The following is a 19,326-nucleotide window of genomic DNA, read 5'->3' as shown; positions in this document are numbered from 1 at the left end:
AGTGTCGGCTCAGAATTACTAGCAAAAACTGACTTTTGAGGAAAGATCAGTTCAAGTTGCCCCCGACGTCTGCCGGAGTCGCGTTGCTAGCAAAAAAAGAAGAGGCCACCATGCCGTATGGTGGCCTCTTCATACTTTTCCAGGGGATGAAACGAACGCGTTTACTTCGAGATCGTTTCCACAGCTGCAGCGGCGGACTCGTTGCCGGCGTCAGCTGCTTTCTTCAAGGCGGGCAAAGCCGACTTCGCTTTGTCGCCGAACATGGCCAACGCCTTAGCGGCTTCGCTAGGGGTATAACCTTGCTCGGTCTCGCTAAGGGATAGCGTCAAGATAGGAACCGCTTTCTCGGCTGCGGCAGAATCTTCAGGAGCGATATTGGCCAAAGCCCAAGCAGCCGCGAACTTCGTGAAGCTGTCTTCGCTGTCGAGCAGTGGCATGATATCGTCTTTTGCCGAGAGAGCCCCTTGGCCCATTTTGCCAACGGCGTACAACGCATTGAGCTGCAGGCCGCGCGAATCGGACTTTAAGAATGGCTTAACCGCTTCCAATGCACCAGCCGATTTGTCGCCGATCGCGCCAATCGTCATCAGGACTTCCCCTTGGTACTGCTCATCTTCCGTGGACAGTTGCTCAGAGAGAGGCTTGACTGCTTCCGGAGCGGCTTCACCCCAGCGGCGAATGATGCTGACCGAGATCCAGCGTAGCTTTTCATCTTGTAGCCCTTTGAGGACTTCTGGCATGGCCTTGGGGCCCATTTTCACGATGGCATCGGTAATCTTCGCGACCACGCGTGGATCGGCATCACGGAGGGCGTCAGCCAAGATCGGCTGAAGTAGTTCCGGAGAGGTGTCCAAGTTCACCAAGCAGTGAGCGGCAGCAGCCCGCACGTTGGCGTCTTCGTTCTTGAGCGCTTCGACCAGGAAGGTTGCCGCTGTTTGGGCCATCATGGTATCGTTCGGGTTCAGCTTTGCCACGGCGTAGTAGCTGATCAGCGTCAGGAAAGCATCTTCGCCTTCTGCAGCCTTCTTAAGGGCATCGGTCGCTTTTTCAGCTTCCATCGAAGCGAGGGCGAACGCGGCGGAGTACTTCACTGCGGGAACAGGGTCGTTTTCCAGTGCTTTGACAACGGCATCCAACGCTGGCTTCGCTGCCGGGCCGATTTCACCCAGTGCGATCAACGCGTGCATACGAGTTCCGGGGTCTTTACTGCTCAGCACTTCAGTCAAATCCGGAACCAGGGGAGCAGCTTTGGGGCCCATCGCTTCCGCAACGAGGCAGGCCCAATAAGCGGCTCGTTCGTTCTTGAGCGCTTTCCGGAGGCGAGGAATGGCCCGTTCACCTTGTTCTGCCATTTCGTTGAGAACCGGAAGCACCATCGCAGGGTCCGAGTTTTCCAGCACATTCACCAGAATCGGTAAGGAGACTTCCGAGTCGACATCAAGGTCTAAGAGCGCTTCCAGGGCATTCCGGCGAACCATCGCGTCTTGGTCCGCAACCAGCTTGATCAGCTTAGGAAGTGCGGCAAGTTTATTGTCGGCGATGTTACCCAATGCATACGCTGCGTAAGCACGGAGTTTCGGCACAGGGCTATCTAGTAGCTGCGAAAGTTTGGGGACAGCACTTTTCGCTTCCTTCCCAAACTGGGCCAAGCTACGGGCGGCTCGCCGCTGTAGTTCTACGTCTGTCGAGTCCAAAGCCGCCGTCAAAGCGGGAACGGCCTGGGCGGCTGGGGCGTCGGCCAGGTCATCGGCAGCTTGGTAGGACGCTTCGCCACCTGCTTTCAATTCCGAAGTTAGCTTGGCGACATCTGGCTCAGCCGCCGAAAGGGTGCCGCAAAACAACATCGCGGCACACAGAACCATATAACGGGCTTTCATCGCCGTCTCCAGTTTCAAATTCATAGAGAAGAGTGAGCGTTGCAAATCAAAGGTGTAGGTATCGTCAGTTCACTAGCTAGAAGGGAAACGCACGTCGTACGACAAGGCTTCCATAAAGCGGTTGGCATCAATAAATTGCTGAGGTTCGTAGTCACGAATTCGCTTTTTCAGCGTGTCGTACATGCTGTTGACCGCTTTCACAAGATCTTGCTGCTTGTCGTAGCTCTTGATCGATCCTTGATGGGCGCGCGTTTCGAAACCGTTGTCGATCACCTTGCGGTACGGATCGTAGATCGCCGAGGTGAGCAGTAGCGGCCAGTGAAGTTCACCCGTAACCGGATCGATTTGGTCATCGCTCAGGCGACTCGGAGCACGTTGGGCGTTGATCCGGAAGAGCTGTTCGCTGGTCGGAGCAGGACCACGCTTCTCGGCACGATAGGCATCGTTGCGACGACGCATATCAAACCAAGTTTCCTGAGCCAGCTCGCGATTCTGAATGTACGCCTTGCGCGCGTCTTCAACGTTCACCATCGCCCGAGAAGTGTCTAGATTGTACGAACCAGCACTTCGTACAACGTCGGCTAAACCATGGGCGGCGCCTTCTTCAGCGGTCGACGAATAACCGTACCCATAACCGTATGGGCCACCGTAGTACTGTGCGTAGCAGGAACTTGCCAGAAGCGGCAGAAGCAGTGCCGTCAGAAGTGTTCTTGGAACCATGACTCTTTCCGTGTTTGCAGGAAGCTATAAGGTGAACCGACCTCGGAACCTTGGTTTCGAGGGAAATGCGATGTACTTTAGGTAATCCTACCCTAGTACGAATGATAGTTAAGTTGAAAATCGTATGCCACGAAATTTGGGGGAATCAACAATAGATCGAATGCCAACTTTCCTCAAAATGCTCGCTCTCGTGGCCGGAGCGCTCGCAATTCCGATTATACCATTTGTAATTTGGGGGCACGACCTGCAGCAAGCTGCCGAATCGTGGCAGCAAACCTATACCAGTCCAGCAGTTATGGCGATTGGTTTGTTCGGTTTGCTTGCCTTCGATGTTTTTTTGCCGGTTCCATCAAGTTTAGTGAACACGATTGCTGGGGCTAAACTAGGTATTTTGGTGGGTAGCCTAGTTTGTTTTGCTGGTTTGACGGTCGGAGCCGCGTTGGGGTTTGGCCTCGCAAAAATGGCGGGCCCAGCCATTAAAAAACGTTGGCTTGAGGACGGCGATGCGACGACACTTCGTCAGTTCGCCGATACTTGGGGAGTGGCGACGTTGGTGATCACCAGGCCCTTGCCTATCCTAGCCGAAGCAGCGGTGGTCCTCTTAGGCGTTCAAGGGTTGGCTTGGCGAAAGTTTTGGGCGCCAGTGCTTCTCGCCAATAGCGGAATTGCTGTGGCTTACGCAGCCTTCGGGCAGGTCGCCTCCGACCAAGAGTGGCTTGTCATCGCCTTAGGGATTTCCGCTGGGTTTCCGTTGTTGCTTACCTATTTTGCGCGGAAATGGTTGCAAAAAAAGCATCAGGAAAACCCTCTTTAAAACCCTCGTAAGCCCGGACGCCGAATAGTCCGGCAACTTCTCACGCAATCTTATGTGTTCATAAAAAAAGCGAAGTGAAGTCCACCATGCCCCGGTGCGATAGAGCCGCACTCGGTGGAATTCACGTCCGCTTTTTCTCAGGAGAAATGCTTCTTTAGAGGGCTCTGCCCGGCAGTTTACGTGGGTAGGGCGAGCATTCGACAGGGGGTAACGGCTGCCCCGTCTCTTCCATCCAGCCTTGACGTTCTTCTTCCGAAGCGTAGTACCTTAGCCAGGTATCTGGATCTGCGTCCGACTCAGCACAGTTGAAGAAAATGCAGTGGCTAGTCAGGTCGACCATCTTTTCCTGCGAGGGGAGAATGTCCCGCACGACGATGCAGTACAGCTCGTTGTCGCTCAAGTGATCTGTGAAATCGAGATAGATTCGCCGCGAAGCGAGTTTCTGGATGATGTCCCACAACAACTCATGCAGTTCATCTGCCGATAGCTGATCGGAACGGGGAGGAGCCAAGGTGGGGGTAAACCATTGGGCAATTGGCAAAACAGGGGCTCTCTCCCAGGCCAAAATTGCGGTGAGAAACTCGTTTTCCACGCGAATGGGAACACGTCCGCTGTCGAGTATCTGCAGCGACTCGTCGAAGAACGGCTCCAACTCGTCACGCAATTTTGCGTTGAGTAGTAACTGTTCTACGTCTTCAGGATGGGGGCGACGAAACCGAACCATTCCAGACAATCTTTCCGAAAAAGGGGCGAAGCAAGCGTGCTGGGTTCGCATCACATGCTCAAATAGCGATGACTGTTTAGATGACTCTAACAACAATCGTTCTCGCTTCAAGATTTTGGAACGCGTCCGAGAGCGAGAAAAAATGCAGAATTAAGCCCGACGAGAGTGCGATCGTTATAAACGGAACACCTTGCCGAAGTTTTTGCAAATAATCGGCCCAGACCGCCCCTCTTTCCTAGGAACTATGCTACGAATTGCCAGAAAAGTTCAAGCTGGGGCGTGCTAGCAAAAGCGGTATTACAGGAGGGCTATACCGGTAGTGAATAGCAGGGGTTTTTGACGAGGCCACGCTGGCAACCACAAAGCTGGAACATAGAGCTTGGCTGCCGCTTAAGAATTGTCTTTTGAGAATCGCCGCTCAACTTCGCAGATTTTGTCGACACGCCGCTGGTGGCGACCTTTCTCGAAGGCAGTATTGATCCATAAATCGACCATTCGGTCGATTAATCGCTCGCCGAGCAAATCGGCTGACAGGCACATGACATTCACGTTGTTATGGCGACGGCTCATTTCGGCCGTGAGGTCATCGTGACAAGTTGCCGCCCGCACGCCGGGGAACTTGTTGGCCGTAATCGCCATACCGATGCCCGAACCGCAGATCAGAATCCCCCGGTCGACCTCGCCTTGGACGATTTTCTCGCTTACCGCTGAGGCAATGTCAGGGTAGTCGATCGCACAGCAATCGTGGGTACCACAATCGAGCGGCTCGTGTCCAAGTTTTTTGATGTGTTCAATGATCTTCGTTTTTACTTCAAATCCACGATGATCACTTCCTATCGCGATTTTCATGGCAGCTACGTTTTGTCTGATAAGGATGGTTCACCATCAAACGGCAGTTAGGGCCGTCGACTATGAACACGAAAAGATTAGGAAGGGAGGAGGTTGTCGAGATCCAGGTCCTTCACCCGGAGTTTGATTTCCGATTCGATTTGTTCCAAGCATTGGCGGTAAACATCTTCCGAGCCACCGATCGGGTCGGCAATATCGCGCCCATCGCAGCTCAAGGTTTGTACGCGATCACGAGCTTCTGGCCAACGTGCCAAGATGGCGTCGCGGTGACCTGAGGTCATTGTCAGGATTAAGTCGGCTTGTTCGACCAAGCGATCGCTCAGGGGTTGGCTGGCGTGGCCGGTCAAATCAAGTTCGCGGGCACTTAGGATGCTGATCGCTTCTGGAGCAGCTCTTCCGCCGGGGAACGCCGCGATTCCTGCCGATGCGACCAGGACGCCTTTTTGGTCAAGTTGGTGGATGGTCGTGTCCAGTTTGTCCGCCAAATGCTTTTGCATAATGACCTCAGCCATCGGGCTGCGACATGTGTTTCCGGTGCAAACAAACAGGACGAAATAACTACTCAGGTGATTCAAAACACTCTCCGAAACAACACCTTGACGTAAAATCTGAAAGTGATTGGCTGCGACTTTAACAACGCTGGAAGGTTGTCCGTAGCGGCACTTTCCATCATCTAGGATCAATCCTACTCGATTCCCTAATCTCTCCACGACCTCTTTTCCGTGAATCGCGTCAGGTTCGCCTGAGCGATTGGCACTGGTCAATGCGAGGGGGCCAGGCAGGAATTGCATCACTTCCGAGATCAAGTCGTGAGCCGGAACCCGTAAACCTACCAAGCCGCTGGGGGAAACTGCCTGTTGAACCTGGGGGCAAAAGCGGGAAACGACCGAGCCCTCGTCGCAGGGCATCACCAAGGTAACCGGCCCAGGCCAGCAGCGGCGAGCTAAGCGACACATCAGTGGCGAGGCATTGGGGACATAATCCCATAAGGTATCCGCCCCAGGCACGCAAAGGCTAAATGGACTGGTTTCTGGGCGATCTTTAGCGTGCCTTAGCGCATGGACGGCATCGGAATTCAGCGCAGAAACCGCAAGCCCATAGACGGTTTCGGTCGGAAAGGCGACGATTTCTCCTTCCGCTAATGCTTGCACCGCACGATGGACCACATCGCGACGGTCGTCGGCTGCTTTGACTTCAATGACTTTGGCGGGCACTTACGATTTCCAATCGAAGGGGCACGCATTCCTGGCGAACCAGATGTCGCGTGGCTGGGAATACTGCATCTGGCAGAGCCGTCGCGAATTGCTTTGCTCTCAGTGTTTGCAGAAGTTATTATTTTCAAAGAAGTTACTATACGAAATGAGTCGAACGTCTCACAAGCGGATTCCCACCGACACCAAAGCGGAAAACTCTTTCATCGTGACATTTTCTATCGGCCAATACCACTTTCGCTTTCCGCTCCCCCTGCTGGGGACCGTGTGGGTGCTTGCATGGTGTGGTTTCCTGGGATGTGTACCGGCAGGCGACTCTTCCTCGCAACCAGAAGTTGTTTGGGGACGTCGCGGGGTATCCGAAGGGATGTTTGAAAAGCCGCGGGCTGCGGCGATTAGCCCCGAGGATGAAATCTTCATCGTCGATATGACGGCCAGGATCCAGGTTTTCGACCTTGATGGAAACTTTCTTCGAGCCTGGCAAATCCCTGAATTTTATAAAGGACGCCCCTCTGGTTTATCGTTTAATAACGATGGCAATTTATTAGTCGCCGACACGCACTATAACCGGATGCTTGTTTATACGCCCGATGGCAAGCTGTTGGACGAGCAGACAATTGGCGGGATCGAGGGCTCTCAGCCAGGCGAATTCGGGTTTGTGACCGATGCAGTACAAGATTCACAGGGGAATTATTACATCGCTGAATATGGTCAGCACGATCGCATACAGAAGTTTGATCCCCAGGGGAACTTTCTATTTCAGTGGGGCGGTCATGGGCAAGAGCCAGGGCAGTTTGTTCGTCCCCAGAATATGGTCGTCGATCAAAACGATCATATTTGGGTCGCGGATGCTTGCAATCACCGAATCCAAGTCTTCGATGCCACTGGCGACGAGGCCAAGCTGGTTAAAATCTGGGGCGAACACGGTAGTAAACCTGGGGAAATGGGCTATCCCTATGACCTCCAGCTAGATGGTGAAGGGCATTTGTATGTCGTCGAGTACAGTAATCACCGCGTGCAGAAGTTCAATTTAGAAGGAAACAGTCTCGGCACGTGGGGCATTTCTGGTCGCCAGCCAGGACAGTTGGCCAGTCCCTGGGCATTGGTTCGAGATAAGTATGGCCGAATTCACGTGATCGACTCCGAGAATCATCGTATTCAACGAATACGGTTGTAAGCAGATGGAATTTTGAATTCCTCTCTCCCTAAATATGGGAATCGGGGTAGAAAGTCGTTACCATGAGGGGGCTTATCGTGAACGAGCTGCTCAGTATTGCTTTCCGTCATCGCTCTTCGTTGGATAATCCACCAGGAGATAGCCGCCCGCATGTTTGGCGTTGATATTGCGTTCAACAAGCCTTGGTTTCTGCTGTTGCTGGCAGGGCTGCCGCTGTTATGGATATTCAGCTTTCGCAGCATTTCTGGGCTGGGACGGTTTCGGCGATTCTTTGCCTTAGGCCTAAGATCGCTGGTTTACGTGTTGCTGGTTTTTTGCCTGGCGGAAATGCAACTGCGGCATACCAGCGAACGAGTCACTGTGATCTACGTGCTAGATCAATCTGAGAGTATTCACCGAGACAAGCGGGCCGCAATGGTCCAGTACGTGGTGAAGGACGTCGTCGAGCATCGCAATCCGGCGCGTGGTGATCGAGCTGGTGTCATTGTATTCGGGCGAGAAGCCGCCATTGAAGTCCCACCGTACGACGACAATTTGCCGATCCAGCAAGGAAAGCTGGAAGCGATGATGCAAGTTCGTACCGATGCGACCAATCTGGAAGGAGCTTTAAAACTAGCTCAAGCGTCGTTCTCAGAAGACTCTGCCAAACGCGTGGTGATCGTCACCGATGGCAATGAAACCGTCGGTGACGTGCTAAGCGTGGCTCGTCAATTGGCGGAAAACGGTATTGGGATCGATGTCGTGCCGATCGAGCTTTCCAGCCGTGCGGAAGTGGCCGTCGAAAAGATCTCGCTACCCAGTGATATTCGCAAAGGGCAGCCGGTTCAGGTCAATGTTGTCCTCAACAACATGACCGAAGCCACCGAAGAGGACGACGGTAAGGTCTCCGGCAAAGTCATCGTCGTCCGAAAGCAAGGGCAGCGAGAAGATGTCCTGATCGAGCAGCCGATGGAGCTTGAGCCAGGCAAGAAGGTGCTGACCTTCGAGCACACCATCGACCAGTCCGACTTCTATACCTATGAGGCTCGCTTTGTGCCAGACGATCGTTTGGATGACTCGATGCCGCAAAATAACTTGGCCTCCGCTTTCGCTCACGTGCGTGGTGAAGGAAGCGTATTGCTGATTGAAGATTGGGAGAATCCCGGCGAGTTCGACTACTTAGTCGAACGCTTAAAAGCAAGCAACATCGAAGTTGAATTGATGCAGAGCAATGCGCTCTTCACTTCGTTGGCCGAACTGCAGCGATACGACTGCGTGATATTAGGTGATCTGCCTCGTACGAGTGGCGGTGGCGCCGGCGATATTTCCAGTTTCAGTGATCAGCAGATCGAGATGCTGGTCCGTAATAGTCAGCAAATGGGTTGCGGGCTTTTGATGATTGGTGGCCCTCGGTCGTTTGGCGCTGGGGGATGGTCCAATACCGAACTCGAAAAGGCAATGCCGGTCGATTTCAACATCAAGGATGCCAAGGTGGTTCCTGTAGGTGCATTGGTGATGATGATGCACGCGTCCGAACTCGCCCAGGGCAACTTCTGGCAAAAAGTCGTGGCTCGCGAGGCGCTGAAAGCTCTGGGGCCTCAAGATTATTGTGGTTTGATCCATTGGAGCGGCAGCGATCAATGGATGTGGGGAGGCCAGACCGGTCTGCTGCCGGTGGGCCCTAATCGCAATCAAATGCTGGCCAGACTCAATCGCATGACGCCTGGCGACATGCCGCAATTTGATCCGGCCATGAAGATGTCGTTGGCAGGGTTCAATGCCATCCAAGGCCAGGGAGCAAACGTTGCCATCCGGCACATGATTGTCATTAGTGACGGCGATCCTTCTCCACCAAACGGCGCGACAGTACAGGCGTACATCGATGCCAATATTAAAATTACGACGGTGGCCATCGGTACACATGGCCCTGCTGGTAGCGCTCCACTGAGAATGTTGGCAACACAAACCGGTGGCAAGTATTACGCCGTGACCGATCCCAAGGCGCTGCCGAGAATCTATCAGCGCGAGGCCCGACGAATCGCCCAGCCGTTGGTGAAAGAAGACCCCGGCATGATTCCTATCACGTATCCACATGAAGTGTTGGAAGGAATTGAAGGTTTTCCGCCATTTGATGGCTACGTGATGACCACCCTGAAAGACAATGCCCTGGTCGATATCGGGATGGTTGCGCCGGTGCCTGCGGAACATCCTGATAATGCCACTGTGTTGGCAACTTGGACATATGGAGTTGGACGAACAGGGGTTCTTACCACCGATGCCGGCAAACGCTGGGCGAATAACTGGACGGCGTGGGAAGGGTACGACAAGTTCTTTAGTCAACTAGTTCGATACGCCATGCGACCGACGGACAATCAAGGAAATTTCACGGTTGCCAGTGAAGTGAAAGATGGCAAAGTCCAGGTCGTCGTGACTGCCACGGACGAGAAAGACGAGTATCTCAACTTTCTCAAACTCTCGGGAACCGCTGTCGATCCAGAAATGGAATCGAGAGACTTTCAACTTCGTCAGGTTGCCTCAGGACGCTATGTCGGTGAATTCGATGCCGACAAGTCAGGAAGCTACTTCCTTTCGATTTTGCCTGGGCCAGGGGAAGCTCCGATTCGTACAGGAGCGAACGTTCCCTACTCCGCCGAGTTTCGACAGCAACGTTTAAACTCTGCCTTGGTAGAAACCTTGGCCGCTTTGAAACCACGGGGAGGAGAAGCGGGGCAAGTGATTGACGGCGAGTTCGCCATCGGTCGCGTGGAAGAGTTGCTGGATGTCGATACGTTCCGTCACGACCTGCCCAAGGCGATTAGCAGCCAACATGTGTGGCCCATTTTGTTGGTACTGTGCGGGCTCGTGTTTTTTGAGGATGTGTTCGTACGGCGAGTCACCCTGGGAACCGAATGGATTGGCCACTCGTATCGCTGGGTACATGCCAAAGTGTTTGGAGCTCCGCAGCAAGTCGAAGAAGAAGATCGTATGGAACGGCTCCGCGTTATTAAGGAACGGGCCACCGCAGACTACGATGAAAGAAAGGCGGCGGCTCGGTTCGAGGTAGGTCTCGACGACCAGCAGCGTTCCGGCTCGGCGATCGAGGAGGAACTCGCCTCGAAGTCCCCAAGCACGAGCGCGTTGTCGCAAAAGAAAGTGCCTCTGGACGAAGGTAAGCAAGAGGAAGATTCGTATACCTCCCGCCTGCTCAAGGCAAAGAAGCAAGCTCGCAAAAAGCCCCCAGGTGGCATGGATAATCCTGGTTCGTCCTAGTGGACTTCCAATTTGCAATTTTTTTATACGATGAATTCGGCTGCATATTGCTGCCATCCTGTCAGAAGTTCAACCAGTTCAACACCCAACGAGTTAGTCGCAGCAAGGAAATCGCATGAGTGTCGCCGAATCGATGCAGCAGCAAGCGGAAGAATTTCGCAGTCGCTACACCGCCGTCAAAGAACAGGTACAACGCGTGATCGTTGGGCACGACGACATCGTTCATGGTGTGTTGACGTGCCTGTTCGTCGGGGGGCATTGCTTGCTAGAAGGTGTTCCCGGCTTAGGGAAGACGTTGCTGGTTCGCACGCTGGCCGAGACTTTGCACCTTAATTTTAACCGTATTCAGTACACGCCCGACTTAATGCCGGCCGATATTCTGGGTACGAACATGGTCATGGAAACGCCAGACGGGCGGCGCGTATTTGAATTTCAAAAAGGTCCAATCTTCACCCAGATTTGTCTGGCCGACGAAATCAATCGGGCCACGCCGAAGACGCAGTCCGCGATGCTGGAAACGATGCAGGAAGGTTGCGTGACGGTTGGTGGGCATCGATACGTGCTGGATAAACCTTTCTTTGTGTTGGCCACACAAAATCCGATCGAGCAGGAAGGGACTTATCCGTTACCGGAAGCGCAATTAGACCGATTTCTATTCAAGCTGGTCGTGGGTTATTCGAGTGCGGAAGACCTCGGTACGATCATTGATCGGACGACGAAAGGAACCAAAATCCAGACCGAACAGGTAATGGATGGGGCCGAGATTTTGAAATGGCAGCAGGTCATCCGCGAGGTGATTCTGGCAAAGCACGTTCAGGATTACATCGTCCGGCTTACCTTAGCGACACATCCCGAAGGGCCTTTGGCGTTGCCAATCACCAACCAATATCTGCGGTGGGGATCGAGTCCGCGTGGAGCTCAGACGTTGGCGCTCACTGCCAAGGTAAGGGCCCTCTTAGATGGCCGTTACAACGTGAGCTATGAAGATGTTCGTCGTGTCTATTTGCCTGCCATGCGGCACCGAGTGATCTTGAATTTCGAGGCTCAGGCAGAAGGGCTCGATACCGATCACGTTCTTTTAGAGCTGCTGGAAAAGGTGCCTGAAAAAGCGGATGACGCAGTCTTGGCAAGCGTCGCTCGATAGATTGGCAATTCGCCACCCTCAAAGCATCTGATAGGTAAGGCCCTCGATGGCGAAGACGAATATCGTTTCCGATCTCCTTTCCCCGGAATTGCTGGCCCAGTTAGAACGCATGGAACTGGTCAGCCGTAAGGTGTTTCGTGGACGGATGAAAGGGGAGCGTCGCAGCAAGCGGAAAGGAACGAGTGTCGAGTTCGCCGACTTTCGTCCTTACGTCGCCGGCGATGACTTGCGATTCATCGATTGGAATATGTATGCCCGGCTCGATCGGTTGTTTTTAAAGATGTTTCTGGAAGAGGAAGATCTACATTTTTATACCCTGATCGATGCCAGCACTTCGATGGATTTCGGCGCGCCCAGCAAGCTAACCTATGCCAAGCAAATGGCCGCCGCGCTTGGTTTCGTTGGGCTATGCCGAACCGATCGAGTCCGAATTGAGACGTTAGGTACCTCGACTCGCAAGCCGGGGCCGGTATTGCGGGGAAGGCAGAGCGTGTGGCGGATGCTCGACTATTTAGATGGAATCGAATCTGGCGAGAACGTGCCACTGCTGGAAGGGGCCAAGAATTTTTGCTTGCGAAATAGCGGCAAAGGAATCCTGGTGCTAATTACGGACTTAATGGACAAAGAAGGCTTTGAGCCTGCTTTGCGATTTCTCTCGACGCAGCAGATGGATGTCTATGTGATTCAAACACTGGCTCCCGTCGAATTGAACCCGGCCGAACAGATCAAAGGCGATTTAAAATTGGTGGACTGCGAAGATGGCGATATCGCGGAAATCACCGTCAGCCGTCCTCTGTTAGACAAGTACAAGCGAACGCTCGATGCGTTTGTTGACGGAGCCAGGACCTTCTGTGCCAAACGCGGCATGGTCTACATGCTGGCCAATACGGAAGTGCCGGTCGGCAGTCTCGTTTCCAATTATCTCCGGCAACGGGGGCTGCTGCGATGAATTCCTTTTTTATCAACACGCTTGGACCGCTGGGCTGGACACTGTTGGCCTTGGTTCCCCCAGCGATCATCGCCCTCTATTTTTTAAAGCTGCGCCGACAGCCGTTGGAAGTGCCTAGCACCTTCCTGTGGAGCCGGACGATTGAAGATCTGCACGTGAATAGCCTCTGGCAGAAGATGCGCCAGAGCTTACTTCTTTTCTTGCAGTTGCTGTTTGTGCTGTTGCTGATCTTGGCCGTGCTTCGTCCTGGTATGGAAGGCGAACAACAATTGGTTGGGGATCGTTTTGTCTTTTTAATCGACAATTCAGCCAGCATGGGCACCAAAGATGAGCAAGCCGATCGAACCCGTTTGGAAGAGGCCAAACGCCGTGTTCTCGAGATGATCGATCAAATGGATAGTGGTGATGTCGGCATGGTTGTCACGTTCTCGGATCGAGCCAGCGTCGTTCAGCAATTTACCGACAATCAGCGTGTGTTGGCTTCTAAAGTGAAGGCCATTCAACCGACCGAACGCACCACCGATATCATGGAGGCGTTGCGCGTTGCCTCGGGGCTGGCAAATCCTGGCCAAGCTTCCTTTGAAAAAGGAGACGTTCAGGTCGCTGAGGCTAAGCCTGCCACGGCTTATATCTTAAGTGATGGCCGTTTTCAAACGATTACCGATTTCTCATTCGGTAATCTTCAGCCGATTTATGTCCCGCTGGGGAACATCGAATCAGGGAACGTCGGAATCTTGGCTTTCAGCACACAACGCAATGCGGAAAAAGAAGAAGAGCTTCAAGTTTTCGCCCGCATTGCTCGCTTTGGTCCGGAACCAAGCGAGGTGACTGCGAATCTTTACTTCAACAATGAGTTGTTAGATGTCGCGCGAATTAAGCTCGACAATGAAGATGGAACGGGGGGCGTTCAGTTCGATTTAGGCAATCTTGATATCGGCAAGTTGCGACTAGAGATCGAACACGACGACGTCTTTCCTGCGGATAACATTGCCTATGCCGCGATTAACCCACCAGAGCGAGCTAAAGTGCTGGTCGTTTCAGCAGGTAACGATTATTTGAAGTTTGCCCTGGGGACCGATCAGATTCGTCGCATTGCCGATGTGACGCTTGTTGATCCTGACTTTCTAACTGGCGAGGACTATCCGAAAGAAGCCGCCAGCGGGCTTTATGATGTGATCATCTACGACGATTGCGCCCCTGAGGTGATGCCAGAGTCGAATACGGTTTTCTTCGGTCAGAAGCCGCCTGTGGATGGTTGGAAGTTTACCGAAGAGAAGGTCTTGCCACAAATTATTGACATTGCCCAGAGCCACCCTGTCATGGCATTTGTCAACTTGGGGAATGTGTCGATCTATAAGTCATCCTCGCTCGAGACTCCCCCAGGCGGGACGACTTTGATTGAATCGGACCAGGGAGCACTCATGTCGATCGCGCCTCGCAAGAGCTTTGAAGACGCTGTGCTGGGGTTCCCGTTTTTGACAAGCGAAGAGGACAAAACCTTTTACAATACCGAATGGACGAAGCGATTAAGCTTTCCTGTATTCATCAAAAACCTGGTAGAGTATCTCGGAAATGTGAAGCAAGGCCAAGCCGAGACGAGCATCCGACCTGGCGAGAACTTTACTTTCCGGTCCAATGGCTTTGCGAAAGAAGTTCGCATAACGCCCCCCCAAGGCCGCCAGCGAGTGGTTGCTCCTACGGCGGATAACCTGTTCTCGTTTGGTGAAACAGACCAATTAGGCACCTACGAAGTGCGAGAAGGGGACGCAAAGAATGTTTCCCGTTACTTCTCGGTGAACATCTTCGACGTCCAAGAGAGCCATATTGAGCCGAAAGAGAAGATTGAAACCCAGTGGGAGACGATCGAAGGGCAATCAGCTTGGTTGCCTATGCGACGTGAATTCTGGAAGTGGCTGGTTGTCTTGGCGCTTTTGGTGCTGTTGGTCGAATGGTACATCTACAATCGACGCGTGTATGTGTAAGCAGCTTATTACTCCTCAGCTGCTGAAGTTCATTTACCGGTTCTCAGAACCAACTGCGTGATCTCTGGCAGGCAATTTAAGCGCAGTGGGGTAGTGCCTGAGATGCCGCGGCTAACGTGCATCAAGGTTGGTTCCGAGTAGAAAACACCACACGCATAACGCGTTCCATAGAGGCTCGGACTGACGATGGGCCCGATGCCGGGAAGTCGGATTTGGCCTCCATGAACGTGTCCGGCCAGCATCAAGTCGAAATCATGCGAAGCCGCCCACCCGAATTGATCTGGCGTATGCGCGACAAGTAGTTTGAATGGTGGCCGTTCGTGGCTTGTTGAATCGAGCGTATTCATATCCGGAGCTGGCGGATGCCACGGCAGTTCGTTACCTGCCAGAACGACTGGGTAGTCGCGAATGAGCAGTGTCATATGCCGTCCCCCCAGATAGATCAGACCGTCATCAACCAAAGTTTTTCGGGCTAGGTTTGGATCCGACGTGCGTATCTCATGATTGCCAAGGATAAAATAGGTCCCGCAGGGTGCGGACAATTGCCCCAGGGTTGCCGATGACCACGCGAAGCATTTGTCGTGATCGAAGACATCCCCGGAGATAATTATTAAGTCCGATTGCAGGTCATTCACCTGAGTGACAATCTTGCGATAAAACGCCTCCGACATATGCCCTTTGAGGTGCAGGTCGGAAATGTGCGTGAGCGTTAGGCCATCAAGCTGTTCAGGCAAACGAGGGAGAAAAAGTTCTTTATGGTTGACGTCCAACTGCAGAATTTGGTTGCCTGGGATCATCGTGCCCAACTGCGAAGTCTTGGCAGCTACCATTTGCGGAGCAACGTCATTGAAGTCATATCGACCTAAGACCCGTTGGTTGACATAAGCGGCAAAGCGGTGCTCTTCGTACCAATAGAACAGCCACAACGCAGTGGCGATCGCAAATGCAATAACGCACAACGTGCCGTAAATGAACCAAATGTCGTAGAGAAGCGAGTGCTCGGTGTCGCCGCCCGTTAAGATAGCTTCGTCTGGGAGGCGCGGCTGTTGGATCCACCAGGCGAAAAATAAGACAGGAATGAGCAACGACATGGCGTAGATCAACAGTTCGATCATGTCGATGAGCCACTGCCGATAGGCCTTCGCATGAAAGAAGCAGTGCAACCGAGTCCAGATTGCCAGATGCCCGATACCAGCGATAAGCATCAGGATCGCTATAAGTGCATACATTCGTCGTTGCTGATTTCGAGGAGGAAAGCGTAGTGCATGCCTATAGCGAAGCCGTTGGCATGGCTGTCGTCGGTCTGGGGCAATGAACAGCTAAGGGCAAGTATCAGTTTACCAGAAGAGGCGCGAATTCGGATGAGACTGGGTAAGCGCGGCGGCTTATTCAATCTATCGTAGGTTAATCGCTACGGAGAAGGTGTCCCAGCAAACGCAGTCATAACCCGCTCGACGGTCTCGACCAACTGATCGAGGCGGAACGGCTTGTAGAGAACCGCGTTAGGAAGCAGCCCAGCTTGACGCGCCTTGACGATGGAGTGGCCCGGATCATAGCCGAACCCAGTCATCAAAATCATCGGGACTGGAGAAATAATATCACCCAGCTTGAGCATTAACTGGTGTCCCGACATGTCGGGCAAGTGGACATCGCTGATAATTACGTCGTAGCCGTTGGAATGGAGCCCAGCCCGTACCATGCACAGCGCCTCCGCTCCGTCGTGCGCCGTTTCGACATCACAACCGTAGCGGTCTAGCAACGCATGGGCAGCGCTGCGGACCGATTCGTCGGCATCGGCTACGAGCACTCTGGCAGACCTCAATAGAGGGCGTTGCTCTTGTTTGGCCGAGGCTGGTACCGCTTTGGCAGGCGTCATCTTTTCGCCCACGCGTTGGATTACCCGCTTAATATCCCGACTGTTTTGAATGATATTCTTCAGCTTGCCGACCACTTCTTCATCGTGGCCGATGTAACGCTGCATGAGACTCACAGCGTCGTTGAGGATTTCATCAATCGGCAAAGCGACGGCGCTGTGGATTGCTTCGACGCTGGCTTGGGCCGTATTGGCTTGTTGGGCGACAAGCAGTTCCAGGGTGTTCAGCGCGACGGCAAGATCGCGACAGAAAATCTCGAGGAATTGCAGATCACTATTGGTGAACGCCCGCGGTTCTGGGCTTTCAACATTGAACGAACCAATGACTTGGTCATGCAAGAGCAGAGGCACCGTAAGTGAACTTTTGGCCCCTTTGAAGCCTTCCAAGTAGAGCGGATCTTTGCTGGTGTCTTCGCAAAGGTAGCTCTTCCCGGTTGAGGCAACGAAGCCGGTGACGCCGTTGTTGGTGCTTTGAGCATAAAGCTCGCGCTCGGCAGCTTCCTTGTCGATACCAACAGAAAGCAGCGGAACCAGTTCCCCGGTGCGCTGATCGAGCAGCCGAATCTCGATGACGTCGAAGCTCAGCAGATCCTTGGTGTAATGCAGGATATTGCTCTTGAGCAATTCGATTCGCTCAGAGACCTCCATGTTGAAGATCTCTTCGGTGGTGAGATCGGCCAACTCCATCCCGGCTCGGTGAATTGCGTCGAGCTTTTGTCGCTGAATGACTTCATCGGTAACGTCACGAACGGTAACGATGAGGTTACTCGGCGGTGCCGTCGGTGTTAGAACCGGGGCGGCGTGTACGTGGAAGTAACGATTGTCCTCCGTACGTAGCGTCGAGCCACTTGCTTGGCCGGTAGTGACAGCCGTATGAAACGGACAGTAGTCAGGGCCAAGGATCTCTGGACTGTTCAGGGCTGCATAGAAGTTCTGGTTAACCAGGTCCCCTCGATTTGCCCAACGTTGTAAGCAAGCGTTTACCCAAACAATCGTGTTGTCTCGGTCGAGCATCGCCACGCCATCTGGCATGCCATCGAGGATATGCTCGTTTTCCAGTAGGCTGCCAATTCGCGTAGAGACTTCTTGGTGCGAAGTGGAAATGAAGAGCCCGCTGTAGGGGCTACTACGAAGTTTAGCGAGCACACGAAGTGGTGTGTTCACTTCGGTGACTTCAAAATCCTGACGAAGTTCCTCCACGACCTCGGAGTCGTTTTGGGTATCGCACAGGCACAGGATTTTGGGTTTTGCCGCCAACCCCATTCTCCCTAACAAATATGCATTCGCGGTTGTTTGGATGTACGAATTATACGACCAAACTTCGTGTGAACAATTCTCTGCCCATCTAATACCGGTTCGGCGTTCTAATGGTCAAAATTTAGCCAACACGTAAAGTTTGCCAAAATTCACTCACCGCGATGTCATTGATAATGCTTATTCCGGTACAAGGAAAACCCAATTCGCAAGAATTAATGGTTTCCACATAGAAACAATGCCCTTTGATGTAGGGGCTTGTCCCAAGCTTCTCATTGTTACCATTGTCTATCGTAATGGAAGCTTTGTCCTCTGAATTCTTGGAAAATCCCTACTTAAAGTAAGATGTTCCGGGGCGAGTGGAAGTTCCCAGGAATGGTGCCACGTCGACTTAACGGCTATTTTGAAGCCGTTGAAACCTGGTTGTCGGAGTCAAGTGAGAGTGAAATGCCCGACTCCGCAAAGTGTGGATTCCAGGCCTGTAGCATCTTAAGGCCAAGTATGCCCCCTAGGTGTTCGTCGGAGGGCTGCAAGACGGCTACTGGGACATTTTGGAGAGTGGCTGAGCCGAGGCGGAGTAACGGGAGTTCGCCGAACCGAACTTTGGTCGAATGCCCGTCCGGCAAATTGACGGACTCAAGAGGGCCTAGTTTCTTCAGGCCCGCCGAGAAAGCCATGTTAGAGGTCAAGAAAAGGCGATCGGCATTCGCTTCGACCGTGACGATACTTGGAAATTGATCGTTTAGGACGACTCCAATTCGTTTCTGCTTGCCATGAAGAAACAGGGGGACTTGGTTCAGGCAGATCGCGGCCAGGGCTTTGCGATTGGCTTGATCGACCTGTTCGGGACTAAATAGAGGCCCCACTTTCGTTTCCTCATGCTGAGCAATCCAAGAGGACACTTCTTGCGGAAGCTGCTGATATTGTTGCTGTATCTCTTCATGCTGCGAGGTAACCCGTGCGATCAGGACGGCTGCCTTCTGGTGCATTAAGGTCAGCGATTCAAGCATGGCCCGCATATGAGGTTGGCCACCGAGGCGATCAGGGGCCACTCCGTCGCGGAGTTCGCGACTGGCCTTCTTGAGTTGGTCAATTTGCTTTTGGACCTTCTTTTCCTCGTCCGTTCCCACGGCATTACGACGCATTGCGGCGGCAATCTCGTCGATTAGTTTGTTCGTCGACTGTTGCATCTGCCAGTGTTCTCGATTCTCGGCAGCGGCCAGCTCGATCTGGCGTTTCAGAGTAACCGTACGACGGACAACCTCATCCAGGGAATCTAGGTCTCGCTTCAAGTCGATCTCATCCGGAAAAACCCAGCGTGAACCGAACTTCTCGAACCCATGGGGCACCAGCGGAGAAGTTGGCTCGGCCGCTTTTGCCCAGCAAGGGGCCAAGCCGAGCAGGAGAAAGCAAAGCAGGCTCGTAAAACGATAGCGTACCGCGATCAGACGATCCATAAGTATGACGAGCTCTGAGGATGGAAAGAAAAGAAGTTGGGGATAG

At 53.1% G+C, this 19,326-nt stretch carries 14 protein-coding genes; 6 read left to right on the top strand and 8 right to left on the bottom strand.

Annotated features, from left to right (window positions below):
* Window positions 1-161: 161 nt before the first annotated feature.
* Together DTL42_RS10740 and DTL42_RS10735 are read right to left on the bottom strand one after the other, a co-directional pair.
* Window positions 162-1,877: a HEAT repeat domain-containing protein gene (locus DTL42_RS10740; protein ID WP_158545318.1), complete on the bottom strand. Its 1,716-nt coding sequence runs from the start codon at window positions 1,875-1,877 to the stop codon at window positions 162-164.
* Between the two features lie 72 nt (window positions 1,878-1,949).
* A complete protein-coding gene (locus tag DTL42_RS10735; RefSeq protein ID WP_114368721.1) occupies window positions 1,950-2,597 on the bottom strand; it encodes a hypothetical protein in 648 nt (215 codons plus the stop codon).
* A 160-nt stretch (window positions 2,598-2,757) separates the two neighbouring features.
* Here DTL42_RS10735 and DTL42_RS10730 point away from each other — a divergent pair, with 160 nt between their 5' ends.
* Complete coding sequence (locus tag DTL42_RS10730) at window positions 2,758-3,411, top strand: TVP38/TMEM64 family protein (RefSeq protein WP_158545317.1); 654 nt, start codon at window positions 2,758-2,760, stop codon at window positions 3,409-3,411.
* A 154-nt stretch (window positions 3,412-3,565) separates the two neighbouring features.
* On the opposite strand, the gene DTL42_RS10725 is transcribed toward DTL42_RS10730, so the two are convergent.
* The 3 genes from DTL42_RS10725 to DTL42_RS10715 form a co-directional block, all read right to left on the bottom strand.
* Window positions 3,566-4,135, bottom strand: a complete 570-nt coding sequence (locus DTL42_RS10725; protein WP_234824162.1) for a hypothetical protein — start codon at window positions 4,133-4,135, stop codon at window positions 3,566-3,568.
* Window positions 4,136-4,525: 390 nt separating this feature from the next.
* Window positions 4,526-4,984 (bottom strand): ribose 5-phosphate isomerase B, encoded by a 459-nt coding sequence (gene rpiB, locus DTL42_RS10720; protein WP_114368718.1) that lies wholly within the window; start codon window positions 4,982-4,984, stop codon window positions 4,526-4,528.
* 77 nt (window positions 4,985-5,061) lie between these two features.
* On the bottom strand, window positions 5,062-6,198 hold the full coding sequence (locus DTL42_RS10715; protein WP_114368717.1) for an L-threonylcarbamoyladenylate synthase: 1,137 nt from the start codon (window positions 6,196-6,198) through the stop codon (window positions 5,062-5,064).
* Between the two features lie 145 nt (window positions 6,199-6,343).
* On the opposite strand from DTL42_RS10715, the gene DTL42_RS10710 reads away from it, so the two are divergent.
* The 5 genes from DTL42_RS10710 (at window position 6,344) to DTL42_RS10690 (ending at window position 14,696) form a co-directional block, all read left to right on the top strand.
* A complete protein-coding gene (locus DTL42_RS10710; protein ID WP_114368822.1) occupies window positions 6,344-7,372 on the top strand; it encodes an NHL repeat-containing protein in 1,029 nt (342 codons plus the stop codon).
* 150 nt (window positions 7,373-7,522) lie between these two features.
* Window positions 7,523-10,621 (top strand): VWA domain-containing protein, encoded by a 3,099-nt coding sequence (locus tag DTL42_RS10705; RefSeq protein ID WP_114368716.1) that lies wholly within the window; start codon window positions 7,523-7,525, stop codon window positions 10,619-10,621.
* A 115-nt stretch (window positions 10,622-10,736) separates the two neighbouring features.
* A complete protein-coding gene (locus tag DTL42_RS10700; RefSeq protein WP_114368715.1) occupies window positions 10,737-11,765 on the top strand; it encodes an AAA family ATPase in 1,029 nt (342 codons plus the stop codon).
* Window positions 11,766-11,811: 46 nt separating this feature from the next.
* On the top strand, window positions 11,812-12,714 hold the full coding sequence (locus DTL42_RS10695; protein WP_234824161.1) for a DUF58 domain-containing protein: 903 nt from the start codon (window positions 11,812-11,814) through the stop codon (window positions 12,712-12,714).
* A complete protein-coding gene (locus tag DTL42_RS10690) occupies window positions 12,711-14,696 on the top strand; it encodes a vWA domain-containing protein (RefSeq protein WP_114368714.1) in 1,986 nt (661 codons plus the stop codon). The genes DTL42_RS10695 and DTL42_RS10690 overlap by 4 nt, the downstream gene beginning before the upstream one ends.
* A 29-nt stretch (window positions 14,697-14,725) precedes the next feature.
* On the opposite strand, the gene DTL42_RS10685 is transcribed toward DTL42_RS10690, so the two are convergent.
* From DTL42_RS10685 to DTL42_RS10675, 3 genes are all read right to left on the bottom strand, one after another.
* Window positions 14,726-15,925: a metallophosphoesterase gene (locus tag DTL42_RS10685; RefSeq protein ID WP_114368713.1), complete on the bottom strand. Its 1,200-nt coding sequence runs from the start codon at window positions 15,923-15,925 to the stop codon at window positions 14,726-14,728.
* 182 nt (window positions 15,926-16,107) lie between these two features.
* Window positions 16,108-17,826, bottom strand: a complete 1,719-nt coding sequence (locus DTL42_RS10680; protein WP_234824160.1) for a response regulator — start codon at window positions 17,824-17,826, stop codon at window positions 16,108-16,110.
* A 395-nt stretch (window positions 17,827-18,221) separates the two neighbouring features.
* Window positions 18,222-19,280 (bottom strand): retropepsin-like aspartic protease, encoded by a 1,059-nt coding sequence (locus DTL42_RS10675; protein ID WP_114368711.1) that lies wholly within the window; start codon window positions 19,278-19,280, stop codon window positions 18,222-18,224.
* Between the last annotated feature and the right edge of the window lie 46 nt (window positions 19,281-19,326).

Origin of the sequence: Bremerella cremea (genome assembly GCF_003335505.1) — a bacterium.
GTDB classification, from domain to species: Bacteria; Planctomycetota; Planctomycetia; order Pirellulales; family Pirellulaceae; genus Bremerella; species Bremerella cremea_A.
Note: the sequence above shows the minus strand (reverse complement) of the source record. Positions and strands in the feature narration are given on the sequence as shown.

Coding starts and splice junctions, on each gene's coding strand:
- DTL42_RS10740 (WP_158545318.1), bottom strand. CDS start 1,877: ATGAAAGCCCGTTATATGGTTCTGTGTGCCGCGATGTTGTTTTGCGGC.
- DTL42_RS10695 (WP_234824161.1), top strand. CDS start 11,812: ATGGCGAAGACGAATATCGTTTCCGATCTCCTTTCCCCGGAATTGCTG.
- DTL42_RS10675 (WP_114368711.1), bottom strand. CDS start 19,280: ATGGATCGTCTGATCGCGGTACGCTATCGTTTTACGAGCCTGCTTTGC.
- DTL42_RS10710 (WP_114368822.1), top strand. CDS start 6,344: ATGAGTCGAACGTCTCACAAGCGGATTCCCACCGACACCAAAGCGGAA.
- DTL42_RS10685 (WP_114368713.1), bottom strand. CDS start 15,925: ATGTATGCACTTATAGCGATCCTGATGCTTATCGCTGGTATCGGGCAT.
- DTL42_RS10735 (WP_114368721.1), bottom strand. CDS start 2,597: ATGGTTCCAAGAACACTTCTGACGGCACTGCTTCTGCCGCTTCTGGCA.
- DTL42_RS10700 (WP_114368715.1), top strand. CDS start 10,737: ATGAGTGTCGCCGAATCGATGCAGCAGCAAGCGGAAGAATTTCGCAGT.
- rpiB (WP_114368718.1), bottom strand. CDS start 4,984: ATGAAAATCGCGATAGGAAGTGATCATCGTGGATTTGAAGTAAAAACG.
- DTL42_RS10690 (WP_114368714.1), top strand. CDS start 12,711: ATGAATTCCTTTTTTATCAACACGCTTGGACCGCTGGGCTGGACACTG.
- DTL42_RS10705 (WP_114368716.1), top strand. CDS start 7,523: ATGTTTGGCGTTGATATTGCGTTCAACAAGCCTTGGTTTCTGCTGTTG.
- DTL42_RS10725 (WP_234824162.1), bottom strand. CDS start 4,135: ATGGTTCGGTTTCGTCGCCCCCATCCTGAAGACGTAGAACAGTTACTA.
- DTL42_RS10730 (WP_158545317.1), top strand. CDS start 2,758: ATGCCAACTTTCCTCAAAATGCTCGCTCTCGTGGCCGGAGCGCTCGCA.